The sequence below is a fragment of the Streptomyces sp. NPDC048290 genome, from assembly GCF_040652095.1.
Classification (GTDB): domain Bacteria; phylum Actinomycetota; class Actinomycetes; order Streptomycetales; family Streptomycetaceae; genus Streptomyces.
The window spans coordinates 58582-81120 of the sequence record NZ_JBEZLM010000006.1; the positions used below are offsets into that span (position 1 = coordinate 58582).

Below are 22539 nucleotides of genomic sequence, written 5' to 3' on the forward strand. Positions count from 1 at the left end.
GCCCGTCAGCCGAGCAGCGGGAGCAACTGGTCCTCCTCGTACGTCAGATGCGCCTCCAGTTCCGCCGTCAGGCGTTCGACCTCCGCGCGGATCTCCTCAGGTGTCCCCGTGCCCCCGTCGCCGCCCTTGAGGACGGTGCTCAGGCGTTCCACCAGCTCCGCGATCCGGTCGTGCTCGGCGCGCAGACGGGCCAGTGCCGGGGCCGCCTCGGGGTGGCGGTCGGCGAGGAAGGGGAAGAGGGCGAGGTCCTCGCCGGTGTGGTGGTGGTGCAGTCCCTGGCAGAAGGTGAGGCAGTTGACGCGGAGCTGGGCCCCGAGCGCCGTACCGCCGGTACCCGACTCGGCAGCCAGTTCCCGGCGGATCAGGGCGAGTTCACGGCGGATGGCGTCGTGCACCACCTTGATGGCCTCGCCGGGGGAGGCCGCGTTGATCCGGGGCGGCCCGTCCGGCGGGACCTCCTGGAGGGCGACCACCGGGATCTGCCGGTCCGTCGTGCGCTGGTACTCCGCCCAGCCGTCGTCGCTCTCCACGGCCCGCGCCCAGGCCCGCGCCCGCTCCTCGCCGGTCAGGACGGTGGCGTCGGCCTCATAGGTGAAGGCACCGGACTCCACGGTCACCCGTGGATGCGCGAGCAGATTGTGGAACCAGGCCGGATTGCGGGGTGCGCCACCCGCGCTGGCGATCACCAGGATCCGGCCGTCACCGTCGGCGAGATAGCCGACGGGCGTGGTGTGCGGGGCGCCGCTGCGCGCCCCCGTGGTGGTGAGCAGGATCAGTCGGGCGTGCTCGAAAGGGCCGCCGACCCGGCCGTTGTGGGCGCGGAACTCCTCGATGACCCGCGCCTGGAAATCGGTGGACATGCTGGGTGTGCTCTCCTTCTTCTTCTCTCTTCGGACATGGAGGCGAAGAGAGAAGACGGCGGACCCCTGGCCCGCGCCCGCCTCACTCAGAGGCCGGGCACCCAACTCGCTCACGGCACAAGGCCGACCCGGCAGTCATACGAATGACGCTAGCGGTTCCCGCGCGCGTACGGCAACGTGGTTTCCGTGCGCCCACTGCTGTTCCTCGACGTCGACGGCACGCTGCTGCCGTTCGGGTCGCCGGGGCCGTATCCCGAGTACGAGTCCGGTGGCACGGACCCCGCCGCCCATCCGCTGCTCACCCGGATCGACCCCGCCCTCGGCCCCCGGCTGCGCGCCCTGGACTGCGCGCTGGTGTGGGCGACGACCTGGCTGGAGGACGCCAACGAGGTCGTCGCCCCCTGGCTCGGGCTGCCCCCGCTGCCACTGCTGGACCTGCCGGATCTGCCGGATCTGCCGGATCTGCCGGATCTGCCGGAGGACGAGGAGGACCGGGCCGAGGCGCCCGGTTCCGGCGCGGGCGTGCACTGGAAGACCCGGCCGCTGGTCGCCCACGCGGCCGGGCGCGCCTTCATCTGGCTGGACGACGAGATCACCGCCGCGGACCACGCCTGGGTCGGCGCCCACCATCCCGGCCCGGCGCTGCTGCACCGGGTGGATCACCGGCGCGCGCTGACCGACGCGGACTTCGCGGCCGTACGGGGCTGGCTCGGGGGCGGCTGAGCGGGGTCGTGTTCTGCGGGGGGTGACTCGGCGGGCCCGCGTTCTGCGGGAGTGGCTCAGCGGGGCCCGTGTTCTGCGGGAGGTGGCTCAGCGGTGGCTGAGCAGGTCCGTGATCCGCAGGAACCCGTCCTTGCCATGGCCCAGGGCGATCGCCCGGCGGGCCAGTCCCTCCGTCAGGCGCGGACCGCTCGCGTCGATGCCGTGCGCCTCGGCGGTGTGGACGATATGGGTGAGGGTGGAGGCGGCGGAGGTGAGCGGGTTCAGCTCGCCCGAGTAGGAGCCGTCGTCGACGTCCGCCGCCATCCGCTCGAACAGCGGCGGCAGGATCGCGCCGATCCCCTGGGCGAACGGGGCCAGCTCACGGGCGCTGATGCCCTCCGCGCGGGCCACGGCCAGGGCGTGCGCGAAGCCGGACATGGCCGTCCAGAAGAGGTCGAGCAGCGCGATGTCGTATCCGGCGGCCCTGCCGATGTCCGTACCGAGGTGGGTGTGGGTGCCGCCGAGGGTGTCGAGGGCGGGGCGGTGGGTGGCGTAGAGGTCCGCCGGGCCGCTGTAGAGGAAGACGGCGTCGGGGGTGCCGATGGTGGGGGTCGGGGTCATGATCGCGCCGTCGAGATAGCGGATGCCGTGCGCGTCCGCCCAGCCGCCCAGATCGCGGGCGCGGTCGGGGGTGTCGGCGGTGAGATTGACGACCGTACGGCCCTTGAGGGCGGTGGCGACCTCGGGGCGGCGCAGGACGGCGTCCACGGCGTCGTAGTTCAGTACGCATACGACGATCAGGTCGGCGGCGGTCACGGCCTCCTCGGCGGAGGTGGCGGAGTGGGCGCCACGGGCGACGAGACCGGCGTCCTTGCCCGGGGAGCGGTTCCAGACGGTCGTACGGAGTCCGGCGGTGAGGAAGGCGGCGGCGAGGGCATGACCCATGGGGCCGAGGCCGAGCACGGTGACGTGGGGCGGGGAGGCAGACTGGTCGGCGGACCCGACGGGGGAGGGGGTTGCGGACGGCGGGGCTGCGGACATGGGGTGGCTCCTGAAGTAGGGCAAAAGGTGTGAGAGATGAGGAACGGGGTCTTTGAATGACACGCGGCCGTGCCCGTGATCCGAACGTCTGTGGTGTGACCGCCGCGATCGCCGTGATCGACGGCAAGTGGAAGACATCGCTGCTCTGGCTGCTGGAGTCGGGCCCGCACCGGCCCGGTGAGCTGCGGCGGCGGCTGCCCGGACTCAGCGAGAAGGTGCTGAACCAGGCGTTGCGCGAGATGGCGGAGGACGGTCTTGTGCACCGGGAGGTGTTCGACGTCCTGCCGCTGAAGACGGTCTACTCGCTGACCGATTTCGGCCGGGAACTGGCCGAGGCGCTCACTCCTCTCTCCGATTGGGGCCACCGCCGTCTGGAGCGGGTGACGGCGTCCTGACGGGGCGTGTCGATCACGCCCTCAGCGTCTCCCGGGCGGCGGTGGCTGCCAAGTACGCACAAAAAGGTGGGTGTGGGCCCCTCCCGGCCCACGCCCCTGGGCGGGGTGCCCGGCCTCACGCCTCCCGGTGGTCCGCCGCCAGCCGGGCCGTCCGCTCCAGACGGTCCCGGTACTCCGCCCACCAGGTCTCGTCGCCCTCGGCCATGCTGCCGTTGGACTCGGTCATGCCGACCCGGCCGTCCAGGAGTTCCCGCAGGATGTCGGCCTGACCGGCGTGCCGGTCGGTGTCGGCGATCACCCGGACCACGGCGTGGTGCAGGGTGAGCCGGGCCTTGTCGGCGGGCCACCACGGGACCGTGCCGACGGTGTCCAGCGGCAGCGCGTCGAGCGTGGCGTCGGCGTGCGCCCAGGCCCGCCGGTACAGCCCCGTGATGTCCGCACGGGACTGGTCGGCGGTGGCCCACATGTCACCGTTGGTGCTGCCCGCGTCCAGCAGCCAGGGCAGCTCCTCGCCGTGCGGTCGGCCGAAGGTGTCGCAGAGATAGCCGAGTTCCACGCCGGACAGATGCTTCACCAGGCCCAGCAGATTGGTGCCGGTCGGGGTGAGGGGCCGCCGGACGTCGTACTCGCTGAGCCCGTCGAGCTTCCAGAGCACGGCCTCGCGGGCGGACTGGAGATAGCGGTGGAGGTCGTCGCGGGGTGTGGTGGTCGTCATGGGGCCATCCTTGCCCCCGAGGTCACCGCGGCGTAAGGGGCGTCGGGGACGCCTCCTCCTGTCCGGGGGCGGCTGCGGGGTCGGCTCCGGTGGCGGCTGTGGCGGCTGTGGCTCCGGCCCGGCGCAGGCGCTCGGCACGCCTCCCATCCTTGGCCCACAGATCGCGGGCGCCGGGCTTACGGGCCTCGTAGGCGAGCTGCTTGACGGTGGAGCGGCAGACGAACTCCTTGATCCGGGCGGCGAACCGGCCGCGCACATGGAGCCGCAGCGCCCGGTCGTCGCGGCGGGCGAGCTGGATGATCCCGGCCCGGCGGCCCAGGCTGACGCACTGCCCGGCGAATCCGGCGGCGACCGGTGCCGGGGTCCGCCCGGCGATCCGGCTGAGCACGGTCTCGGCGGCCTGCGGACCGAGCTGGACGGCCGCCTGACAGCTCATCCGGTACGGCGCTCCGGAGGGCGCGGCCGAGTCCCCGGCGGCGATGATCCGCTCGTCGTCCACGCTGGTCAGCGTCTCGTCGGTGAGCAGCCGGCCGATCGCGTCGGTGCTCAGTCCGCTGCGCCGGGCCAGCTCCGGGACGCCGAGGCCGGCGGTCCAGAGGGTGAGGCGGGAGGGCAGGACGCGGCCGTCGGCGAGGCGGACGGTGTCGGCGGTCACGGCGGTGACCCTGCTGCCGGGCCCTTCGAGGATCTGGACGCCCAACGCGGCCAGCTGCCGGGCGGTGGAGCGGCGGCCCCGGGGGTGGAGATACGGACCGAGCGGGCCGCCGCAGACCAGGGTGACCCTACGGCCGCTCTCGGCGAGTTCGGCGGCGGTCTCCAGTCCGGTGGGGCCCGCGCCGACGACGGTCACCGGGGCGGAGACGGGGGTCGCGTCGAGGAGCGGGCGCAGCCGCCGGGCGTCCTCCAGGGCGGCGACGGGATGGGCGAACTCGGCGACGCCGGGGACGCCGAGGTCGGTGGCGGTGCTGCCGACGGCGTAGACGAGATAGTCGTAGGGCAGGGTGTGCGGGCCGTCGTCGGGGCCGGGGTGCGCCGCGTCCCCGCCGGTGAGGGTGAGGGCGCGGGCGGCCGGGTCGATCCGGGACACCGTGCCGACGACCAGCCGGACCCGGGCGGCGAGGACGTCACGGAAGGGGACGACGGCGTCGCCGGTCCCGCTGATCAGCTGGTGCAGCCGGATGCGCTCGACGAACTCGGGGCGCGGGTTGACCAGGGTCACGGCGAGGCCGTCGTTCCCGGTCAGCCGGTTGGCGGCCATCACTCCCGCGTAGCCGCCGCCGATGACGACGACCTGGATGGGCTGGGTGGGGCGGATGGGGCGGGCGGGCTGAGTCACGGTGCCTCCTGGGTCCGGTGGGTCCGGTCTCGGTGTCATAGCGAGGACTGGGCGGGCCGTACCGGATGTGACAACGAGGACATATCTGTGACTCGGATCACTTTGCCCAGGTCACCGCGCGGGGGTCGGCCACCGTCCCAGCCGCGCGGCGGCGGCCGGCTCGCTGTCGTCAGACCCGGTCCACATGTCCGTCGCGCCGGATCAGCGCGGCCCGCACATCGGACCAGGCGTCCCGGCCGCCGGTGTCCTCGACGCGCTCCACCCGCACCCGGTCCTGGGCGTGCCCGGCGAGGGCGCCGGGCCGATCCGTGCGGTTGAGGAGCGGACAGGCGTCGGGCCGCAGCCGCCCGAGGAGGGTCTCGCCGCCGCCGAGACGGAGGTCGGCGGGTGGCCAGCCGTGGAGGACGGCGGCCGGCTTCCAGCCGAGGTTGTGGGCGTCCTGGATGCCGACGTTCATCCCGACCCCGCCGGTCGGGACGCGCTGATGGGCGGCGTCCCCCGCGAGCAGCACCCGCCCGCTCCGGTACGAGGTGGCCAGGCGGGTGGCGTTGCCGAACCGGGAGAGCCAGGACGGGTCACGCATCCCGAAGTCGTCCCCGGCGATGGCGAGGGTCTTGGCCCGCAGCTCGTCCATGGTGAGATCGCCTGCACACCCCGGGAGGCGAGGATCTCGCTGGTGCGGGGGTGGATGGTGAGCGCCTTGGAGTGCCCGTCGATCCCGGTGCGCTGCTCCAGGACGGTGACGGCGACCCCGTTCGACCGCGGCTCCGTGGCGAGCCACAGCCCGACGGGGCCGCCTCCGGCGACGACGACCCGCTGCCCGACTGTGGCCCCTTCTGCGGTCGCCCCTTCAGGTCCGCGCCCGAAGCAGTCGGCGGAGGGAGGCGTGGCCGGGCGGCCCCCAGGTGGGCTTGCCGCCGGGGCGGCCGTGGTCACCGGCGTCCCCGATGTCGATGCAGCTGAGGGCGCGCAGGACGGCCCACCCGCGGGCGCGGCGCAGGGTCGCGGCGTCGGGGGCGGGCCGGTAGGAGGCGTGGAAGACGTCGACGGCGTCGTCCGGCAGCAGCAGCCAGGCGGCGGCGAGGTCGACGGCCGGGTCCCCGGCGAAGAGGTCGCCGAAGTCGATGACCCCGCGGAACGTGCCGTCCTCGGTGAGGATGTTGGCGGGGTGCAGATCGCCGTGCAACCAGACCCGCGGCCCCTCCCAGGGCGGCGCGGCGGCGGCGTCCGCCCAGATCGCGTGGACGCCGTCCGGGTCGGGCACCAGCCCCCGCTCGGCGGCCGAGGCGAGCTGACGGGTGAAGGACTCGGCGGTGCCGGCGAGCGCCCCGCCACGACCCCGGCCGTCGGGCGCCTCGTCGGGGGCGGGGTGGTGCAGGGCGGTCAGGAAGGCGGCCAGCGCCGTGGCGGATTCCGCGCCCCGGGTGGCCGGGGCACGGTCGGCGGGCTCGCCGGGCACCCAGGTGGTGACGATCCACGTCCGTGGGAACCGCTCCGACGGCTCACCGATCCGCTGCGGCACCGGCACCTCCAGCGGGAGGCGCGGGGCGAGCCGGGGCAGCCAGGTGTACTCCTTGACCAGCAGCGCGTCCGCCTGCTCCGTCGCCCAGGGCAGCCGGACGGCGAGATCGTCACCGAGCCGCCACACCTGGTTGTCCCAGCCGCGCGCCCCGAGCGCGAGGGACCGGTCGGCGAGATCGGGATGCTGGTGCCGCAGCAGCTCCCGGATCAGGTCTTCGGTGATGTCGGTTATGTGGGTGATGTGGGTGGGGGTGCTTGTGGTGGGAGGGGTCATGGGGGGCAACCGTAGTTGGGGGCGGTGGTCGAGGTGAGGAGGCACAGGAAGGGCGTGCCCCGACCGGGTGCACTTTTGCAAGCGCCTGCTTGCAATAGTTAGCAAGGTTGAGGCACAGTGAAGTCATGGCATCGCTCAACGTCGGGAATCTCGGTGAGTATCTGCGCGAGCAGCGGCGCACGGCGCAGCTGTCGTTGCGGCAGCTCGCCGAGGCCGCCGGAGTGTCGAATCCGTATCTGAGCCAGATCGAACGCGGGCTGCGCAAGCCGAGCGCGGAGGTGTTGCAGCAGGTCGCCAAGGCGCTGCGGATCTCCGCCGAGACGCTGTACGTGCGGGCCGGGATTCTGGACGCCGAGCGCGACCCGGCGGAGGTCGAGACGCGCGCCGCGATCCTCGCCGACCCCACGCTCGACGAGCGGCAGAAGCAGGTGCTGCTCCAGGTGTACGAGTCGTTCCGCAAGGAGAACGGGTTCGGGGCGTCGAGCGCCGACCCGGGCAAGGACCGCCCCGGCGACGGCAGCGACAACGACAGTGACAACGGCGGCGACAGTGACAGCCGTGGCGGCGGTGAAGGAACCGCCGCCCGTGATGCCGGCCCGCAGCGGAGTACCGGATGAACCGGACCAGGGAAACACCGGGACCCGCCGCGGACCACCACCGAACCTCAGCCGAATCCGTATCCGTACCCGAATCCGTATCTGGGAGGACCCTCACCATGGCCATCAGCGACGACCTGCGCAAGACCTTCAGCGACCCGACCCCCCTCTACTTCGCCGCCGGCACCGCCGACCTGGCCTACCAGCAGGCCAAGAAGGTGCCCGCGCTGGTCGAGCAGCTCCGCGCGGAGGCCCCGGCCCGTTTCGAGGCCGTGCGCAACACGGACACCAAGGCCGTCCAGGAGAAGGCCGGCGCCCGCGCCAAGGAGGCCGGTGCCCGGGTCAAGGAGACCCAGGAGAACGTCCAGAGCAAGGTCAACGAGTTCATCAACAGCCTCGACGGCGACCTCAAGAAGCTGGGCAGCACGCTCGACGCCGACCTGAAGAAGCTCGGCGAGAGCGCCCAGGACCTCGCCCTGCGCGGGGTCGGTGTCGCCGCCGAGTACGCCGTCAAGGCGCGCGAGACCTATGAGCGGGTCGCCGAGCACGGCGAGCAGACGGTGAAGACCTGGCGCGGCGAGACCGCCGAGGGGGTCGAGGAGATCGCCGTCGCCGTCGAGCCGGAGCCGAAGCCGAAGGACGAGCCCGTCGTGAAGCCCGTCGCCGAGCCCGTCAAGCCCGCCGCCGAGCCCGTCAAGCCCGCCGCCGAGCCCGTCAAGCCCGCCGCCGAGGCCAAGGCCGCCGCTCCCGCGAAGAAGGCTCCGGCCAAGAAGGCCCCGGCGGCGCGCCGGACGACCGCGAAGAAGACCACGCCGCCCACCAAGTGAGAGGCGAGGTTCCGGCGGGGGCCGGGCACTTACCGGGTGCCCGGCCCGTTGTCCGGGTAGGCGAGAGACCGATGGGGGTACGGTGACGTGGTAGAGACGATCCGATTCAGGTGGTGGACGTAGTGCTGATGGAAGGCTTCACCGGTTTCCTGTGGCTGCTGAATCTGGGATTGACCGTGTTCAGCGCCTTCGCCCTGGTCGACGCCGCCATCCGCCGTGAGGACGCCTACCGCGCGGCGGACAAGAAGACCAAGCCGTTCTGGCTGATCATCCTCGGGCTCGCCCTCCTGGCGAACCTGATCTTCGGCATCCTGTCCTTCCTGCCGATCATCGGCCTGATCGCGACGATCGTGTACATGGTGGATGTCCGCCCCGCCCTGCGCGCCCTCCCGGGCGGCGGTCGCCCGAGCCGTGGCTCCAGCAGCGACGGCCCTTACGGCCCGTACAACGGCGGCCGGTAGCGGTCGGCGGTCGGCAAGCGGGCGGCGAGCAGAGCCGGCCGGGGTATCGGGGCCAGGTAGCCGTTGCCCGTGAGCCCGGCCGAGACTCTGAGCCCGTGAGCCCAGCCGAGACTCTGAGTCCGTGACCCCGGTCGAGACCCCGAGCCCACCCGACACCCACCTCACCGCTCCAGCAGCACCACGGCCACGTCATCGGTCAGCTCGCCCCCATTGAGCTGCCGCACCTCCTGCACGGCCGCCCGCAGCAGCGGCTCCCCGCGCAGCCCCCGCGCCAGCTGCCGCCGGACCATCTCGACCATGCCGTCCTGGCCCAGCCGCTCCCCGCCCGTGCCGACCCGGCCCTCGATCAGCCCGTCCGTGTAGAGCATCAGGCTCCACTCCGGCCCCAGCTCCACCTGCATCCGCGGCCATCGCGCCCCGGACAGCAGTCCGAGCGCGGGGCCGTTGTTGTCGTACGGCAGCAGCGCGGCCGGGTGGCCCGCGCGGGCGATCAGCGGGGCCGGGTGGCCCGCCAGACACAGCCCGGCGCGGCGGCCGTCCGGTGCGATGTCCACCGTGCAGAGCGTCGCGAAGATCTCGTCGTCGCCCCGCTCGTGCTCCAGCACCTGCTGCAAGGTGCCGAGCAGTTCGTCGCCGCACAGCCCGGCGAAGGTCAGCGCCCGCCAGGCGATCCGCAGCTCCACGCCGAGCGCCGCCTCGTCGGGCCCGTGTCCGGAGACATCGCCGATCATGGCGTGGACCGTGCCGTCCGGGGTGCGGACGATGTCGTAGAAGTCGCCGCCCAGCAGGGCGCGGGAGCGGCCGGGGCGGTAGCGCGCGGCGAACCGCAGCGAGGAGCCCTCCAGCAGTGGGGTCGGCAGCAGCCCGCGCTCCAGCCGGGCGTTCTCCTGCGCCCGCAGCCGGCCCTCGGCGAGCCGCCGCTCGGCGGTGTCGGAACGTTTCCGCTCGACGGCGTACCGGATCGCCCGGCTCAGCAGCCGTCCGTCCAGCTCATCGCGGAAGAGATAGTCCTGCGCGCCCACCCGTACGGCCTCGGCGCCGCGCTCGGCGTCGCCGGACGCGGTGAGCGCGAGCACCGCGTGCCGGGGCGCCAGTCTCAGGACGTGCCGCAGTACGGCCAGTTCGTCGCCGTCGCCGTCCGGGGACGTGGAGCCGCCGGGGGTGGAGAGCGCCAGGTCCAGCAGGATGCAGTGCACATCGTGGGTGAGCAGCCGCCCCGCCTCGGTGAGATTGCGGGCCGTACGGACCCGGATCGGCTGTCCCGCGGAGTCGAGCAGTTCCGGGACGATCGCCGAACCGGCCGGGTCGTCCTCGATCAGCAGCAGCGTGAGGGCGCCGCCGGTGCCGGGGTCCTTGCCGGTGGTACCGCCTCCGTCGGCCGGTCCCGCGCCCGCACGGCCGCCGCCGCCCGTGGGCGCCCCGGCGGCATGGCCCACGACGTCCGCCCCGGCGTCGGCCGCCGTCTCCCCGGCGGAGCCGTCGCGCACGGACCCGGGCGGCGACCCGGCTACGGCGGCATCGGCCACGGAGCCGGACTCGGCCCCCGAGCCGACCTCGGCCACGGAGCCGGACTCGGGCGCGGGCTCCGGCGGTACGGGCGCGGACATCGACGGCGGCGTGGACGGGGACCCGGACACGGAGGCGGGCGTGGACGCGGGGTGCGTCCGATCGTTCTCCAGGGCCGGGATCGCTCTCTGCCGCGGTACGGGTACGGGCATTGTCCTGGGTTCCTTCCCTCCCCCCGAGGGCACGGCGGCCGAGGGTGCTCGGTCCACCGACGGGGACCATAGCGGGTGGTGGCGCCCAAGTGGAATGGTGTGAGGTACGTCGCTCGGCAGGGGGCCGCTGTCATATGCCGCGATCTGTACCGCAGTTGGGCAGGGCGCCCGCCGGGGGGATGACGAAGGTCACGTCCCCGGGGAGTTTGGCCCGGACCAAGTCGCGCGCCGGGTCACAGACGCGGGGTACGGCACTCCCACCACGGGGACCTGGCTAGGCCCTGCAACGCCCCCGCCCCCGCCCCGCCGCCGCGGACCCAGCTCGGCTCTGCCACGCCGCCGCCCCCGCCTCAGCCCCGCTCCGCAGCTCCGCCACGCGCCCGCCATGACCCCGCCCCACCGGGCCGCGCCCCACCCGTCCCTCCCCCAACACCCCCGCGCCCAGACTCACGCCCCCGGTCGCACAACCCCCAATATCGGCATGGAACCGGCACCGGCCAGCGTCACCGTCCGCCCCGGCCGGGGGGAGTGGACCATCGTCCCGTCGCCCACGTACATCGCCACATGGCTGGCGTCGGAGTTGTAGATGATCAGGTCGCCGGGGCGCATGTCGGCGGGGTCGACCTTGGTCAGCTGCCGCCACTGCTCCTGCGAGGTGCGCGGGATGGGCGTACCGGCGGCGGCCCACGCCTGGGAGGTCAGCCCGGAGCAGTCGAAGGTGGCCGGGCCCTCGGCGCCCCATTCGTACGGCTTGCCCAGCTGGGCCGTGGCGTAGGCGACGGCCTTCTTGCCCTCGGCGGTCGCGGTGCCGGACAGCCCGTCGAGTATCCCGGTGTCGACCCAGGCGGACTGGGCGCGGGCGGCGGCCCGCCGCTCCAGCGCGGCCAGCCGCTCCTTCTCCTCCTCCGCGAGCTGGGACTCCAGCTCCCTGGCCGCGGAGATCCGCTTCTCGACCTGCTTCTTGGCCCTGTCCTTGGCCTTGCGGTTGGCTTCCAGCCGGTCCCAGCCCGCGGCGGCGTCCTTCGCGTAAAGCTCCAGGTCGTCCTGGGTCTGCTGGAGGTCGGCGATGGTCTTGTCGGTGGCCCGCTCGCCCTGGAGGATGCGCCCGGCGCCGTCCAGGAACTGGCGCGGGTCGTTGCTCAGCATCAGCTGTGCCTCGGGCGGGAGCCCGCCCATGCGGTACTGGGCGCGGGCCGCGGCGCCCGCCCGCTCCTTCAGCTCCGCCAGCTTCTCCTGGCCCGCGACGATCCGCTTGGCCAGCCCCACGATCTCGGTGGACTGCTGCTCGGCCAGCTCCTCCGCCGCGTTGTACGCGTCGGTGGCCACGGCCGCGTCGTGATACAGCTCGTCGAGCTGCTTGCGTACGGTCTCCAGCTCCGCGTTGGTCGCCGGGGCCGCGTCCGCGACCGGGTCCGGCACGGTGACCGAGGCGGGCGGACCGCTGGGGCCCGGGTCGGGGGCGGGGGCGGCCAGCGCGCCGCCCGGTATCGCGAGCACGCCCACCGCGCAGATCGCGCAGACCACGGTGATCGCCGCCGAGATCCGGCCACGCTTGCCCGGTGCCATACCCATGCCCCCAAACTGATTGACCGTCAGTTACCTGCCGCGCCCGGGGATCGTGCCACGTCATGGTGGAAAACGACAGAGGCGGTGACTTCCTCCCCCTATTCCACCCGTCGTACGACGATCTCCCCGACTCTGTGACGAACGACTCAGCTAGATCGTTCCGCGCGGTGGGCCCCGCCGGGAGAACGAGGGGGAAATCCATCGGGTCGAGCACCCCAACGCCCCGCCACCCCCTACCTACCGCCCCGTCCCCCTACCTACCCCCCGGCGCCACCGCCCCCCACCGAACCGTCACCTCCCCCTGCCGCCACCGCCCCGGCCCGTCCACCACCGGCCAGGTGCCCGTCAGTTCGCGGACCGCCCGCATCCACCGCTGGCGCGCGCCATAGGAGGCGTACGGCGCGGCGGCGGCCCAGGCGCGGTCGAAGTCACGCAGGAAGGCGTGCACCGGTTCGCCGGGCACATTCCGGTGGATCAGTGCCTTGGGGAGGCGTTCCGCGAGGTCGGAGGGGCGGTCCAGGGAGCCGAGCCGGGTCGCGAAGGTGACCGTCCGCGGTCCCTCGGGGCCGAGCGCCACCCACACATGGCGGCGCCCGATCTCGTCGCACGTCCCCTCCACCAGGAGCCCGTCCGGGGCGAGCCGGGCGCACAGCCGCTCCCAGACGGCGGCGACCTCGGGCTCGTCGTACTGCCGCAGTACGTTCGCCGCGCGGATGAGCAGGGGGCGCCGGGGGAGCGGCACCTCGAAGCCGCCGTGCCGGAAGGTCAGCCCCTCGCAGGTGTACGCCTGGGCCGCCGCGACCCGCGCCGGATCGATCTCGACGCCGGTGACGCGCACGCGCGGGGCGACCGCGCGGAGCCGGTGGAGCAGTTCCACCGCCGTCCAGGGCGCCGCGCCGTAGCCCAGGTCGACGGCCATCGGCTCGTCCGCGCGGCGCAGTGCCGCCCCATGGGTCGCCGCGATCCAGCGGTCCATACGGCGCAGCCGGTTGGGATGGGTCGTACCGCGCGTCACCGTGCCCACGGGGCGGGAAGGCGTACGGGCGGTCATGGCTACGAGGGTAGACGGGGCCGGGCGCGGCCTGACGTACGGCGAGACGCGGCCTGACGTACAGCGAGGCGTGGTCCGACGAACGACGAGGCGCGACCTGACGCACAGCGAGACGGGGTCCGGCATACGGCGAAGGCTCGAACGGTTGAGCGACAACCGGTAATGCTTAGGCAAAGAAATCCCCGCCCCCGTCACCAGGGAAATGGAGCGCTCTCGTCCGGCGTTGCACCCCCTCGGAGGGCGCGGGCCGCCCTCTGAGGCATGCCCGCGACAGGGAGGACCGCACGTGAGCCACTACGTCAGCAGGCTCGGTCGGCGCTCCCCGGCGGCGGCTGCCCGGCTGGGCGCCATGCGCCTCGGCCACCGCCGACCGCGCCGCGTCGCGATGCTCTCCGTGCACACCTCCCCGCTCCACCAGCCCGGCACCGGCGACGCGGGCGGCATGAACGTCTACATCGTGGAGCTGGCCCAGCGGCTCGCCGCGATCGACATCGAGGTCGAGATCTTCACCCGGGCCACCTCCGCCGCCCTCAGGCCCACCGTCGAACTCGCCCCCGGCGTCCTCGTCCGCCATATCGACGCCGGACCGTACGAGGGGCTGGCGAAGGAGGACCTGCCCGCCCAGCTCTGTGCCTTCACCCACGGAGTGATGCAGGCGTGGGCCGGACACCGCCCCGGCCACTACGACCTGGTGCACTCCCACTACTGGCTCTCCGGCCATGTCGGCTGGCTCGCCGCCCAGCGCTGGGGCGTGCCCCTGGTGCACGCCATGCACACCATGGCCAAGGTCAAGAACGCCAGCCTCGCCGACGGCGACACCCCCGAGCCCGCCGCCCGGGTCATCGGCGAGACCCAGATCGTCGCCGCCGCCGACCGGCTGATCGCCAACACGGCGGAGGAGGCCGAGGAACTCGTCCGGCACTACGGCGCCGACCCCGCCAAGGTCGCCGTCGTCCACCCCGGCGTCAACCTCGCCCGCTTCCACCCCGGCGCCGGTCGCGCCGCCGCCCGCGCCCGGCTCGGCCTGCCGCAGGACGCGCTGATCCCGCTCTTCGCCGGCCGTATCCAGCCCCTGAAGGCACCGGACGTCCTGCTCCGCGCGGTCGCCGTGCTGCTCGGCGAACGCCCCGAACTGCGCTCCCGGATCGTCGTCCCGGTCGTCGGCGGGCCCAGTGGCAGCGGCCTCGCCCGGCCGGAGGGGCTGCACAAGCTCGCCGCCCGGCTCGGTATCGCCGATGTCGTACGGTTCCGGCCGCCCGTCGGACAGGAGCGGCTCGCCGACTGGTTCCGGGCCGCTTCCGTGCTGGTGATGCCGTCCTACAGCGAGTCCTTTGGGCTGGTCGCCATAGAGGCGCAGGCCGCCGGGACGCCCGTACTGGCCGCCGCGGTCGGCGGGCTGCCGGTGGCCGTGCGCGACGGCGAGACCGGGTTCCTGGTCCAGGGGCACGACCCGGCCGCGTACGCCCGGCTGCTCGGCCGGTTCGCGGACCATCCCGGGCTCGCCGACCGGATGGGCGCCGCCGCCGCCCGGCACGCCCGCTCCTTCGGCTGGGACGCGGCAGCCGCCGCCACCGCCGAGGTCTACACCGCCGCGCTGCACGCCCACCGCCGCCGCGCCCGCGGCCACCACGGCTGACGGCACCGCCCGAGGGCCCTGCCGTACGCTCGCCCCATGGCGGAAGCACAGCGGCACGCGGCCCAGGTCATCGAGGGCGTCCTCAAGGACGACGACATCGAGTGGGAGAGCCCCGAGCCCGGCCATTACGTGGTCAAGCTCCCCGGCACCCGCAAGCTGTCCACGACCGTCTCCCTGATCGCCGGCCGCCACTCCCTCTCCCTGAACGCGTTCGTCGTCCGCCACCCGGACGAGAACGAGCCCGCCGTCCACCGCTGGCTGCTGGAGCGCAACCTCAAGCTGTACGGGGTGAGTTACGCGGTGGACCCGCTCGGCGACATCTATGTCACCGGCAGGCTGCCGCTCGCCGCGGTCACCCCGGACGGCGTCGACCGGCTGCTCGGCCAGATCCTGGAGGCCGCCGACGGCGCCTTCAACACCCTGCTGGAACTGGGTTTCGCCACCGCGATCCGCAAGGAGTACGCCTGGCGCACCGAGCGCGGTGAGTCGACCCGCAACCTGGACGCGTTCATGCATCTGATCCAGCGCCCCTCGGACTGACCCCACCGCACCCCCTGTACTGCCCCACTCCGCCGTGACATGCTCACCGTCAACGCACACCTGAACCACGTTCACATCCTTGAAAAGCGCTCCCTGAGCGGGCGGCGACGGTCGGACGGCCGTCAGACGAAGGGCGGACGGGCATGGGCAGCACCGCGGACGACGGCACGGCACACGACGGCACGGGACTCGACAGCACGGGAAACGTCCCGACCCCACCCCCCGGCATCACCAGACGCACCCTCCTCGGCACCGCGATCACCATCGCCGCCACCACCGCGACGACCACCGCCGCGACAGCTGACCCCCACCCCCACCCCCACTCCCAGGTCCCCACCCTCTGGCGGGAGTTCACCCGCACCCCCTACACCCACCCGCAGATCCCCTACATCGCGCGGGCGGGCTACCGCGCGGGCGCGACCCGCTTCCCCCGCCGCCCGATCGTCGCCGACGTCCGTGACTTCGGCGCGGTCGCCGACGGCACCACCGACTCCGCCCCCGCCATCAACCGCGCCCTCGAAGCCGCCGGAGCGGCAGGCGGCGGCACGGTCACCCTCCCGCCCGGCACCTTCCGCATCGACGACATCATCCGCGTCGGCCACGACAACGTGGTCCTGCGCGGCGCGGGCAGCGGCCGTACCACCCTGTACGCCACCAGGAACCTCACCGAACTGATCGGTGTCTACGGCTCCCGCTACGGCGGCGACAAGTCCTCCTGGTCCTGGGCCGGCGGCCTGATCTGGCTGGCCCCCACCGCCCGCTGGGAGTCGCTCACCGCCGCGATCCGCGCCCGCGCCTGGCCGTTCGAGGGCTGGACCGGCAACAAGCGCGACGAGTGGCAGACCCTCACCCCCGTCGACCCCGCGCCCCAGGGCGCCCGCACGATCACCGTCGCCGACCCCCGCCGACTGCGCCCCGGCGATCTCGTCCTCCTCCATCTCTCGGACGACCCCGCCCACTCCCTCCTGAAGCACATGTGCGGCGACGGCCCCGGCACCGACACCTACAACTGGCCCGCGATGACCAAGCTGACCTCGTACGTCCCCTACGAGTGGCCCGTAAGGATCACCCGGGTGCGGGGCCGCCGGATCACCCTCGAACGGCCCCTCCCCCTCGACACCCGCCCCGAGTGGCAGCCCCGGCTCACCACCCATGTCCCGGCGCTCACCGGCTCCGGCGTCGAGGGCCTGACCCTGGAGGCCGTCGAGACCCCGCAGCAGCCGCACCTCCTCGACAAGGGCTACAACGGGGTCACCCTGCAATGCGCGTACGACTGCTGGGTGGACGATGTCACCGTGCGCCATGTCGACAACGGCTTCGGGCTGGTCGCCGCCTCCGCCTGCACCCTGCGCCGCACCCGGGTGTCCGGCCGGGGCAGCCACCACCCCTACTTCTGCCGTGAGGGCGCGCACGACAACCTCATCGAGGACTTCACCGTCGAGCAGCGCACCACCCCGGCGCCCCCCGGCACCCAACTGCACGGCATCAACGTCGAGGGACTGTCCTCGTACAACGTCTGGTCGCGGGGCGTGATGGAGATGGGCACCTTCGACAGCCACCGCGGGCTGCCGTTCGCCAACGTCCGTACCGACATCACGGTCCACAACAACGGCCGGCACGGCGGCGACGCCATCGCGGGCCCCCTCTTCGGCGCCCGCTTCACCCACTGGAACATCCGGGTCACCAACGGCCGCGCGGGACTGATGAAGATCGACGGCCTCGCCCCCTGGAGCGCCACCGTCGGCATCAACGAGGTCCGCGAGTTCGACCAGATCGACGTCCCCGACTTCCAGGGCGACCTGCACTCCCGCCTGGAGCTGTACGGCACGACGGACACCGTCCGCCCGAGAAACCTGTACGACGCCCAGCGCGCCGCCGACTGCTAGCGCGGACCCGCCGCCCGGTACCGCCCCGGCGTCACCCCGACCAGCCGCCGGAAGTGCCGGGTCAGGTGGGCCTGGTCGTAGAAGCCGGTCCCGGTCGCCGCCTCCGCCGGGCGGGCCCCCGCCAGCAGCAGCGCGCGGGCCCGCTCGACCCGGCGCGCGGTCAGGTACTGGTGCGGGGCGATGTCGTAGGCGGAGCTGAAGGCCCGTACGAGATGGGCGGGGTGGGCGTCCAGCAGGGCGCCCGCCTGGTCCAGGGTCAGGCCGTCGACCACCCGGGCGTCGAGCAGTTCGCGCAGCCGCCGGGCGAGGGCGGGGTCGGGGCGCGGGGCGGTGTCCGGGAGCCGGGGCCGCAGCAGGGCGCCGAGCCGTTCGGCGACGAAGGTGAGCCGGCTCTCGGCCTCCAGCTCGTCGCCGGGCCGGGCGAGCGCGGAGTGCAGCTGGCCGACGCGTCGCCGCAGCAGCGGATCGCGCAGGTCGGGGCCGTCGACGGCGGCGCCGATCAGCTCGTCGGGCAGCCGGGAGGAGTCCAGGTACAGCACGCGTTTGCTGAAGCCGTGCGGGGTGGCCGGGGAGCCGTTGTGCGGGATGTGCGGCGGCAGCAGGGAGACGGTGTCGTGCGGGGTGCCGTGCCGGTGCCGGTCGAGGTCGTAGCGGACGGCCCCGTCGTCCACGATCAGCAGCGTCCACGCCTCATGGACGTGCATGGGATAGGCGTACGCGGTGAAGTGGGCGTGGAAGACCTCCACGACGCCCGGGATCGGCGGGCGCCAGGCGGAGACGGTGGAGTCCTGCCGCGAGGGGGCCATGCAAAGAACGTACAAGACCCGGCGGCGGACGGGCGGCGAGCCTGCTGTCCATGAGTACTGCCGATGATCTGCATGATCTGCCCCCCGTCCGCTTCGACACCAAGATCGCGGTGCTGCTCCGGGACGACTTGGAGACCTGGCAGCGGCTGAACGTGACCGCGTTCCTGGTCAGCGGCCTGGGCACGGAGCTGCCCGAGGTGATGGGCGAGCCGTACGCGGACGCCGACCAGGTGGCGTATCTGCGGATGTTCCGTCAGCCGGTGCTGGTGTTCGAGGGCACCAAGGAGACGCTGAGGGCGGCCCACACCCGGGCCCTGTCCCGCGCGCTGCCGCGCTCCCTGTTCACCGCGGACCTCTTCACCACCGGCAACGACCGGGACAACCGGGCGGCGGTCCGCGCGGTCGGCACGGCGGACCTGGACCTGGTGGGGCTCGCGGTGTACGGGCCGAGGAACGCGGTCGACAAGGTGGTGAAGGGGGCGCGGATGCATCCGTGACGGGATGTGTCCGTGGGTCGTCCGTGACGCGGGGGGCCGCCTCTCAGGGGGCGCTGGCGGTGGGCGGCACCGGTGCGGGTGCCGATACGGGTGCCGGGATGTCCTCCGACCCCGCCCGCCGGCTCTCGTCCCCGTCCGTGCCCGCGTCCGGGTCCACCTCCACCTCCACCTCCGCTTCCATGTCCGTCGGCAGCCCACGCATGAGGGTCGCGTACCCGGCCGCGGCCCCCATCCCCAGCACCGCGCACAGCCCCCACAGCCAGTTCGCCCCGTAGCGGTCGATGACGAAGCCGGACATCAGCGGCGCGATCAGCCCGGCGACCGACCAGGACATGGTGTACATCCCCTGGTAGCGGCCCCGCCCATGGACGGGGGAGAGCCGTACGACCAGCCCGGTCTGGGTCGGCGCGTTGACGATCTCGGCGAGCGTCCACACCACCACGGTGACCATGAACATCCCGACCGACCCGGCGAACGCGGTGAGCCCGAAGCCGTACCCGGCGAGCAGCGAGGAGACGACCAGCAGCCGCCGCGGGTCGCGGTGTTCGATGAACCGGGTGACGGGGATCTGGAGGGCGACGATCAGCACCCCGTTCACCGCCATGGCCAGACCGAAGTCGGCGGGCGTGAACCCGGCGTCGCCCATGGCGATCGGCAGCCCCACACTGGCCTGCTGGAAGATCAGCGCGATGACGAAGCACAGCCCGACGACGCCCATGAACCGCCCGTCGCGCAGGACGGTCCCCAGCCCGACGGCCTCCTGCGCGGCGGCCCCCTTGGCGGTGCGCTCGGGCCGCGACTCGGGCAGTTTGATGAAGACCAGGACCGCGCAGACGGCGGTCATCCCGGCCTCCAGCAGGAACCCGGCGAGATAGCTGACCTCGGCGATGAACCCGGCGGCCATCGCGGAGATCGCGAACCCGAGGTTGATCGCCCAGTAGTTGAGGGAGAAGGCCCGCACCCGGTCCTCGGGGCGCACGATGTCGGCCATCATCGCCTGCACCGCGGGCCGCGACGCGTTGGAGGCGGCGCCGACCAGACAGGCCACGGCGGCGATGGCGACGGGGTGCTCCATGAAGCCGAGCAGCGCCACCGAGACGGCGGTGGAGCCCTGCGCGATCACCAGGGTGGGCCGCCGTCCGAGCCGGTCGGTCATCACCCCGCCCCCGAGGGAGGACACGACCCCGCCGAGGCCGTAGAGCGCGGCGACCAGACCGGCGTACGAGGCGGAGTAGCCCCGCTCCAGGGTCAGATAGAGCGCCATGAAGGTGGCGACGAAGCCACCGAGCCGGTTGACCAGGGTGCTGGTCCACAGCCACCAGAACTCACGGGGGAGACCGGAGACGGTCTCGGTGAGGGCACGTCTGACGCGGGCGACGGACAAGAGAATCCCCCCGAGGACACTGATGGCCGAAGCCGTCGATGAGACTGGATGAGAGTGACTGAGACTGAATAATGTAAGAGTCACTACCCTGCGGGGGACCTTACGGTCGCGACCTCCCGAAATCGAGTGGATTAACAATTCCAGTCAACTGTCGGCGAGCGCCTCCGCATGTCTGTCCGCCCTACGGGCGGCCCGCGCGGGCGGGGGAACCCGTCGATTACGCTCGACCCCATGGCCGACGCACCGTACAAGCTGATCCTGCTCCGCCACGGCGAGAGCGAGTGGAACGCGAAGAACCTGTTCACCGGCTGGGTGGACGTGAACCTCACCGAGAAGGGCGAGAAGGAGGCGGTCCGCGGCGGCGAGCTGCTCAGGGACGCCGACCTGCTCCCCGACGTGGTCCACACGTCCCTCCAGAAGCGGGCGATCCGCACGGCGCAACTGGCCCTCGAAGCCGCCGACCGCCTCTGGCTCCCGGTCCACCGCAGCTGGCGCCTGAACGAGCGTCACTACGGCGCCCTCCAGGGCAAGGACAAGGCGCAGACCCTCGCCGAGTTCGGCGAGGAGCAGTTCATGCTCTGGCGCCGGTCCTACGACACCCCGCCCCCGCCGCTGCCCGTCGACGCCGAGTACTCCCAGTACGCCGACCCGCGCTACGCGACCCTCCCCCCGGAGCTGCGCCCGCGGACGGAGTGCCTGAAGGACGTCGTCGTCCGTATGCTCCCCTACTGGTTCGACGCCATCGTCCCGGACCTGCTGTCCGGCAACACGGTCCTGGTGGCCGCCCACGGCAACAGCCTGCGCGCCCTGGTCAAGCACCTGGACGGCATCTCGGACGCCGACATCGCGGGCCTGAACATCCCCACCGGCATCCCCCTCGCCTACCACCTGGACCGCGACTTCAAGCCCCTGAACCCGGGCGGCACGTACCTCGACCCGGAGGCGGCGACCGCGGCGATCGAGGCGGTCAAGAACCAGGGCAAGAAGAAGTAACCGGGGCGTCCCCGGCGATGGCGGGAGCGTCACCGCGGCGTCCCCGGCGATGAGCGGGCGCTACACCGACAGCCGTACCTCGTGGATCTCGTCCGCCCGGTGCCCCGCGCGTTCATGGACGCGCTGGACCGCGTCGGCGGACGGGGCCTCGGACAGGCAGTAGACCGTGCCGGAGTCCGGGTCCGCCCAGGCGCGCTGGAAGTGGACGCCTTCCTCGCGCTCGACGGCCAGGTCGGCTTGGTGGGCCTGGTGCAGCTGATCGGCCGTGATGCCGGTCATCCCATGGTGGACGTCCATGTACTGGGCCATGATCCGTATCTCCCCTCATGGCATCCGGGTGTCTTCCCTCTCCCATCCTCCGCCTCCCGCCCCGCCCCGGCGACCGCGTACGGCGAAGGGCCCCGGTACCGGAGTACGGGGCCCTTCGAGGTGCGGCGGAGACGGTGTCACCCGCACTGACAGGGGTTGCCCTGCTGGCAGCCGCAGCCGCAGCCCGAACCGCAGCCGCAGGCCGCGATCAGGGGGAGGCTGAGGGGCGGGGCGGGCTGTTCGGTGGGGCGTTCCTGGGTGGGGTCGGGCGCGGTGCTCGGGGTCTCGGCCATGGGTCCCTCCTCTGGACACGTACCTGTGCCCATTGGACGCCCGCTCCCGAGGTCGCATCAACGGCGCATCGGGGCTCACGCGCGCCCCCGGCGCGAAGGGAGATGCCGGGTGCCTATGCGCCCGCTACGGGCCGGGAGGACCGGGAGCCCCGCGCCTCGGCGGACGCGTGGACGCCGCCCCCTGGGGGGGCTACGCCCCCTCCACCCCAGGTACCGCCTGCGCGTCCGGCTGGAGCTCGTCGGCGTGCTCGCCGGTGACCAGGAAGACCACGCGCTTGGCGACGGCCACCGCGTGGTCGGCGAAGCGCTCGTAGTAGCGGCCGAGCAGGGTGACGTCCACCGCCGTCTCGATGCCGTGCTTCCAGCGGTCGTCCATCAGGTGCTGGAAGAGGGTGCGGTGCAGCAGGTCCATCGCGTCGTCGTCGGTCTCCATCTGCATGGCGAGATCGACGTCCTTGGTGATGATCACCTCCGCCGCCTTGGCCATCAGCCGCTGGGCGAGCTGGCCCATCTCCAGGATCGTGGAGTGCAGGTCGTGCGGGATGGCCCGCTCCGGGAACCGCAGCCGGGTGAGCTTGGCCACATGCTGGGCCAGATCGCCGGAGCGCTCCAGGTCGGCGGACATCCGCAGGGACGTGACCACGATCCGCAGATCCGTGGCGACCGGCTGCTGGCGGGCCAGCAGGTCTATCGCGCGGGCCTCCAGATCGTGCTGGAGTTCGTCGATCTTCTTGTCGTTCTCGATGACGCTCTCGGCCAGCTTCAGATCGGCGTCGAGGATCGCCGTCGTGGCGCGTCCGATCGCCGACCCGACCAGCCGGGCCATCTCGACCAGACTGTCACTGATCGAGTCGAGTTCCTCGTGGTACGCGTCCCGCATCTTCGGTTCCCTCTCGTACGTCGTTCCGGGGGGTGCTCGGGGTCAGGGTTCCGACCTTGCCCCATGACGACACGCTCCGTCGTCCAGGGGGTGTCCTGGGCCGTGCCCGTGTGGCGCATCAGACACCGCGGACCCCACGCTGTCACCCTCAACCGCGCACGCGTCGGAATCCGCCACCCCAAATGAACCGATACTGGCTCCAAGGTGAACTCTGGGCGACGAGTGTTCGAGGTGGACCGCCGATGGCTGTGG

At 72.8% G+C, this 22539-nt stretch carries 23 protein-coding genes and 2 pseudogenes; 10 read left to right on the top strand and 15 right to left on the bottom strand.

The window, feature by feature from the left end; all coding sequences use genetic code 11:
* Positions 1-5: 5 nt before the first annotated feature.
* Entirely contained in the window at positions 6-860 is an 855-nt protein-coding gene (locus AB0D49_RS11735; protein WP_362754788.1) for a nitroreductase/quinone reductase family protein, read from the bottom strand.
* 186 nt (positions 861-1046) lie between these two features.
* Here AB0D49_RS11735 and AB0D49_RS11740 point away from each other — a divergent pair, with 186 nt between their 5' ends.
* Positions 1047-1583 carry an HAD domain-containing protein gene (locus AB0D49_RS11740; protein ID WP_362754791.1) on the top strand — a complete coding sequence of 179 codons (537 nt, stop codon included), beginning with the start codon at positions 1047-1049 and terminating at the stop codon, positions 1581-1583.
* Between the two features lie 87 nt (positions 1584-1670).
* Here the strand turns inward: AB0D49_RS11740 and AB0D49_RS11745 are convergent, their stop codons facing one another.
* Positions 1671-2603 (bottom strand): NAD(P)-binding domain-containing protein, encoded by a 933-nt coding sequence (locus AB0D49_RS11745; protein WP_362754794.1) that lies wholly within the window; start codon positions 2601-2603, stop codon positions 1671-1673.
* A gap of 56 nt (positions 2604-2659) precedes the next feature.
* On the opposite strand from AB0D49_RS11745, the gene AB0D49_RS11750 reads away from it, so the two are divergent.
* Complete coding sequence (locus AB0D49_RS11750; protein WP_362754797.1) at positions 2660-2998, top strand: helix-turn-helix domain-containing protein; 339 nt, start codon at positions 2660-2662, stop codon at positions 2996-2998.
* 115 nt (positions 2999-3113) lie between these two features.
* Here the strand turns inward: AB0D49_RS11750 and AB0D49_RS11755 are convergent, their stop codons facing one another.
* The 5 genes and pseudogenes from AB0D49_RS11755 to AB0D49_RS11775 all read right to left on the bottom strand — a co-directional run bounded on the left by AB0D49_RS11755 (position 3114) and on the right by AB0D49_RS11775 (position 6844).
* Positions 3114-3713: a DinB family protein gene (locus AB0D49_RS11755; protein WP_362754800.1), complete on the bottom strand. Its 600-nt coding sequence runs from the start codon at positions 3711-3713 to the stop codon at positions 3114-3116.
* A 22-nt stretch (positions 3714-3735) separates the two neighbouring features.
* On the bottom strand, positions 3736-5049 hold the full coding sequence (locus AB0D49_RS11760; RefSeq protein ID WP_362754803.1) for an FAD-dependent oxidoreductase: 1314 nt from the start codon (positions 5047-5049) through the stop codon (positions 3736-3738).
* A gap of 169 nt (positions 5050-5218) precedes the next feature.
* A pseudogene (locus AB0D49_RS11765) lies at positions 5219-5689 on the bottom strand (FAD-dependent monooxygenase); the annotation flags it as partial.
* 62 nt (positions 5690-5751) lie between these two features.
* Positions 5752-5985, bottom strand: a pseudogene (locus AB0D49_RS11770) (hypothetical protein); the annotation flags it as partial.
* On the bottom strand, positions 5900-6844 hold the full coding sequence (locus AB0D49_RS11775; protein WP_362754806.1) for a phosphotransferase: 945 nt from the start codon (positions 6842-6844) through the stop codon (positions 5900-5902). The pseudogene AB0D49_RS11770 and the gene AB0D49_RS11775, both read right to left, overlap by 86 nt.
* Before the next feature lie 125 nt (positions 6845-6969).
* Between AB0D49_RS11775 and AB0D49_RS11780 the strand changes: the two genes are divergently transcribed.
* The 3 genes from AB0D49_RS11780 to AB0D49_RS11790 all read left to right on the top strand — a co-directional run bounded on the left by AB0D49_RS11780 (position 6970) and on the right by AB0D49_RS11790 (position 8728).
* On the top strand, positions 6970-7461 hold the full coding sequence (locus tag AB0D49_RS11780) for a helix-turn-helix transcriptional regulator (RefSeq protein WP_362754809.1): 492 nt from the start codon (positions 6970-6972) through the stop codon (positions 7459-7461).
* Between the two features lie 98 nt (positions 7462-7559).
* Complete coding sequence (locus AB0D49_RS11785; protein ID WP_362754812.1) at positions 7560-8267, top strand: hypothetical protein; 708 nt, start codon at positions 7560-7562, stop codon at positions 8265-8267.
* 128 nt (positions 8268-8395) lie between these two features.
* Entirely contained in the window at positions 8396-8728 is a 333-nt protein-coding gene (locus AB0D49_RS11790; protein ID WP_362755773.1) for a DUF2516 family protein, read from the top strand.
* 161 nt (positions 8729-8889) lie between these two features.
* Here AB0D49_RS11790 and AB0D49_RS11795 read toward each other — a convergent pair whose 3' ends face one another.
* From AB0D49_RS11795 to AB0D49_RS11805, 3 genes are all read right to left on the bottom strand, one after another.
* Positions 8890-10446, bottom strand: coding sequence for a fused response regulator/phosphatase (locus AB0D49_RS11795; RefSeq protein ID WP_362754815.1), 1557 nt, complete (start codon positions 10444-10446; stop codon positions 8890-8892).
* Between the two features lie 447 nt (positions 10447-10893).
* The gene (locus AB0D49_RS11800) at positions 10894-12012 is read right to left on the bottom strand and encodes an NlpC/P60 family protein (protein WP_362755776.1); all 1119 of its coding nucleotides are present in this window, start codon (positions 12010-12012) and stop codon (positions 10894-10896) included.
* 253 nt (positions 12013-12265) lie between these two features.
* Positions 12266-13063 carry a class I SAM-dependent methyltransferase gene (locus tag AB0D49_RS11805; RefSeq protein ID WP_362754818.1) on the bottom strand — a complete coding sequence of 266 codons (798 nt, stop codon included), beginning with the start codon at positions 13061-13063 and terminating at the stop codon, positions 12266-12268.
* A 286-nt stretch (positions 13064-13349) separates the two neighbouring features.
* Here AB0D49_RS11805 and mshA point away from each other — a divergent pair, with 286 nt between their 5' ends.
* The 3 genes from mshA to AB0D49_RS11820 all read left to right on the top strand — a co-directional run bounded on the left by mshA (position 13350) and on the right by AB0D49_RS11820 (position 17125).
* Positions 13350-14699 carry a D-inositol-3-phosphate glycosyltransferase gene (gene mshA, locus AB0D49_RS11810; protein WP_362754821.1) on the top strand — a complete coding sequence of 450 codons (1350 nt, stop codon included), beginning with the start codon at positions 13350-13352 and terminating at the stop codon, positions 14697-14699.
* A gap of 36 nt (positions 14700-14735) precedes the next feature.
* A complete protein-coding gene (locus AB0D49_RS11815; RefSeq protein WP_362754823.1) occupies positions 14736-15239 on the top strand; it encodes a YbjN domain-containing protein in 504 nt (167 codons plus the stop codon).
* A 143-nt stretch (positions 15240-15382) separates the two neighbouring features.
* Complete coding sequence (locus AB0D49_RS11820; RefSeq protein ID WP_362754826.1) at positions 15383-17125, top strand: glycosyl hydrolase family 28-related protein; 1743 nt, start codon at positions 15383-15385, stop codon at positions 17123-17125.
* Here the strand turns inward: AB0D49_RS11820 and AB0D49_RS11825 are convergent.
* Complete coding sequence (locus AB0D49_RS11825; RefSeq protein ID WP_362754829.1) at positions 17122-17931, bottom strand: AraC family transcriptional regulator; 810 nt, start codon at positions 17929-17931, stop codon at positions 17122-17124. The two genes, AB0D49_RS11820 and AB0D49_RS11825, sit on opposite strands and share 4 nt — an antisense overlap.
* Before the next feature lie 50 nt (positions 17932-17981).
* Here AB0D49_RS11825 and AB0D49_RS11830 point away from each other — a divergent pair, with 50 nt between their 5' ends.
* The gene (locus AB0D49_RS11830; RefSeq protein WP_362754832.1) at positions 17982-18428 is read left to right on the top strand and encodes a DUF2000 domain-containing protein; all 447 of its coding nucleotides are present in this window, start codon (positions 17982-17984) and stop codon (positions 18426-18428) included.
* Positions 18429-18471: 43 nt separating this feature from the next.
* On the opposite strand, the gene AB0D49_RS11835 is transcribed toward AB0D49_RS11830, so the two are convergent.
* A complete protein-coding gene (locus AB0D49_RS11835) occupies positions 18472-19812 on the bottom strand; it encodes an MFS transporter (RefSeq protein ID WP_362754834.1) in 1341 nt (446 codons plus the stop codon).
* Between the two features lie 231 nt (positions 19813-20043).
* Here AB0D49_RS11835 and AB0D49_RS11840 point away from each other — a divergent pair, with 231 nt between their 5' ends.
* Positions 20044-20805: a phosphoglyceromutase gene (locus AB0D49_RS11840; protein WP_362754837.1), complete on the top strand. Its 762-nt coding sequence runs from the start codon at positions 20044-20046 to the stop codon at positions 20803-20805.
* 60 nt (positions 20806-20865) lie between these two features.
* Here AB0D49_RS11840 and AB0D49_RS11845 read toward each other — a convergent pair whose 3' ends face one another.
* The 3 genes from AB0D49_RS11845 to phoU form a co-directional block, all read right to left on the bottom strand.
* Positions 20866-21114 (bottom strand): SCO4226 family nickel-binding protein, encoded by a 249-nt coding sequence (locus AB0D49_RS11845; protein ID WP_362754840.1) that lies wholly within the window; start codon positions 21112-21114, stop codon positions 20866-20868.
* 137 nt (positions 21115-21251) lie between these two features.
* Positions 21252-21407, bottom strand: a complete 156-nt coding sequence (locus AB0D49_RS11850) for a hypothetical protein (RefSeq protein ID WP_362754843.1) — start codon at positions 21405-21407, stop codon at positions 21252-21254.
* Between the two features lie 190 nt (positions 21408-21597).
* Complete coding sequence (phoU, locus tag AB0D49_RS11855) at positions 21598-22287, bottom strand: phosphate signaling complex protein PhoU (protein ID WP_355734123.1); 690 nt, start codon at positions 22285-22287, stop codon at positions 21598-21600.
* Between the last annotated feature and the right edge of the window lie 252 nt (positions 22288-22539).

What these genes read in the sequence shown, in the direction of transcription:
- AB0D49_RS11735 (WP_362754788.1), bottom strand. Translation starts at nt 860, where the DNA reads ATGTCCACCGATTTCCAGGCGCGGGTCATCGAGGAGTTCCGCGCCCAC.
- AB0D49_RS11745 (WP_362754794.1), bottom strand. Translation starts at nt 2,603, where the DNA reads ATGTCCGCAGCCCCGCCGTCCGCAACCCCCTCCCCCGTCGGGTCCGCC.
- AB0D49_RS11750 (WP_362754797.1), top strand. Translation starts at nt 2,660, where the DNA reads ATGACACGCGGCCGTGCCCGTGATCCGAACGTCTGTGGTGTGACCGCC.
- AB0D49_RS11755 (WP_362754800.1), bottom strand. Translation starts at nt 3,713, where the DNA reads ATGACGACCACCACACCCCGCGACGACCTCCACCGCTATCTCCAGTCC.
- AB0D49_RS11775 (WP_362754806.1), bottom strand. Translation starts at nt 6,844, where the DNA reads ATGACCCCTCCCACCACAAGCACCCCCACCCACATCACCCACATAACC.
- AB0D49_RS11780 (WP_362754809.1), top strand. Translation starts at nt 6,970, where the DNA reads ATGGCATCGCTCAACGTCGGGAATCTCGGTGAGTATCTGCGCGAGCAG.
- AB0D49_RS11785 (WP_362754812.1), top strand. Translation starts at nt 7,560, where the DNA reads ATGGCCATCAGCGACGACCTGCGCAAGACCTTCAGCGACCCGACCCCC.
- AB0D49_RS11790 (WP_362755773.1), top strand. Translation starts at nt 8,396, where the DNA reads ATGGAAGGCTTCACCGGTTTCCTGTGGCTGCTGAATCTGGGATTGACC.
- AB0D49_RS11795 (WP_362754815.1), bottom strand. Translation starts at nt 10,446, where the DNA reads ATGCCCGTACCCGTACCGCGGCAGAGAGCGATCCCGGCCCTGGAGAAC.
- AB0D49_RS11800 (WP_362755776.1), bottom strand. Translation starts at nt 12,012, where the DNA reads ATGGCACCGGGCAAGCGTGGCCGGATCTCGGCGGCGATCACCGTGGTC.
- AB0D49_RS11805 (WP_362754818.1), bottom strand. Translation starts at nt 13,063, where the DNA reads ATGACCGCCCGTACGCCTTCCCGCCCCGTGGGCACGGTGACGCGCGGT.
- AB0D49_RS11815 (WP_362754823.1), top strand. Translation starts at nt 14,736, where the DNA reads ATGGCGGAAGCACAGCGGCACGCGGCCCAGGTCATCGAGGGCGTCCTC.
- AB0D49_RS11820 (WP_362754826.1), top strand. Translation starts at nt 15,383, where the DNA reads ATGGGCAGCACCGCGGACGACGGCACGGCACACGACGGCACGGGACTC.
- AB0D49_RS11825 (WP_362754829.1), bottom strand. Translation starts at nt 17,931, where the DNA reads ATGGCCCCCTCGCGGCAGGACTCCACCGTCTCCGCCTGGCGCCCGCCG.
- AB0D49_RS11830 (WP_362754832.1), top strand. Translation starts at nt 17,982, where the DNA reads ATGAGTACTGCCGATGATCTGCATGATCTGCCCCCCGTCCGCTTCGAC.
- AB0D49_RS11840 (WP_362754837.1), top strand. Translation starts at nt 20,044, where the DNA reads ATGGCCGACGCACCGTACAAGCTGATCCTGCTCCGCCACGGCGAGAGC.
- AB0D49_RS11845 (WP_362754840.1), bottom strand. Translation starts at nt 21,114, where the DNA reads ATGGCCCAGTACATGGACGTCCACCATGGGATGACCGGCATCACGGCC.
- AB0D49_RS11850 (WP_362754843.1), bottom strand. Translation starts at nt 21,407, where the DNA reads ATGGCCGAGACCCCGAGCACCGCGCCCGACCCCACCCAGGAACGCCCC.
- phoU (WP_355734123.1), bottom strand. Translation starts at nt 22,287, where the DNA reads ATGCGGGACGCGTACCACGAGGAACTCGACTCGATCAGTGACAGTCTG.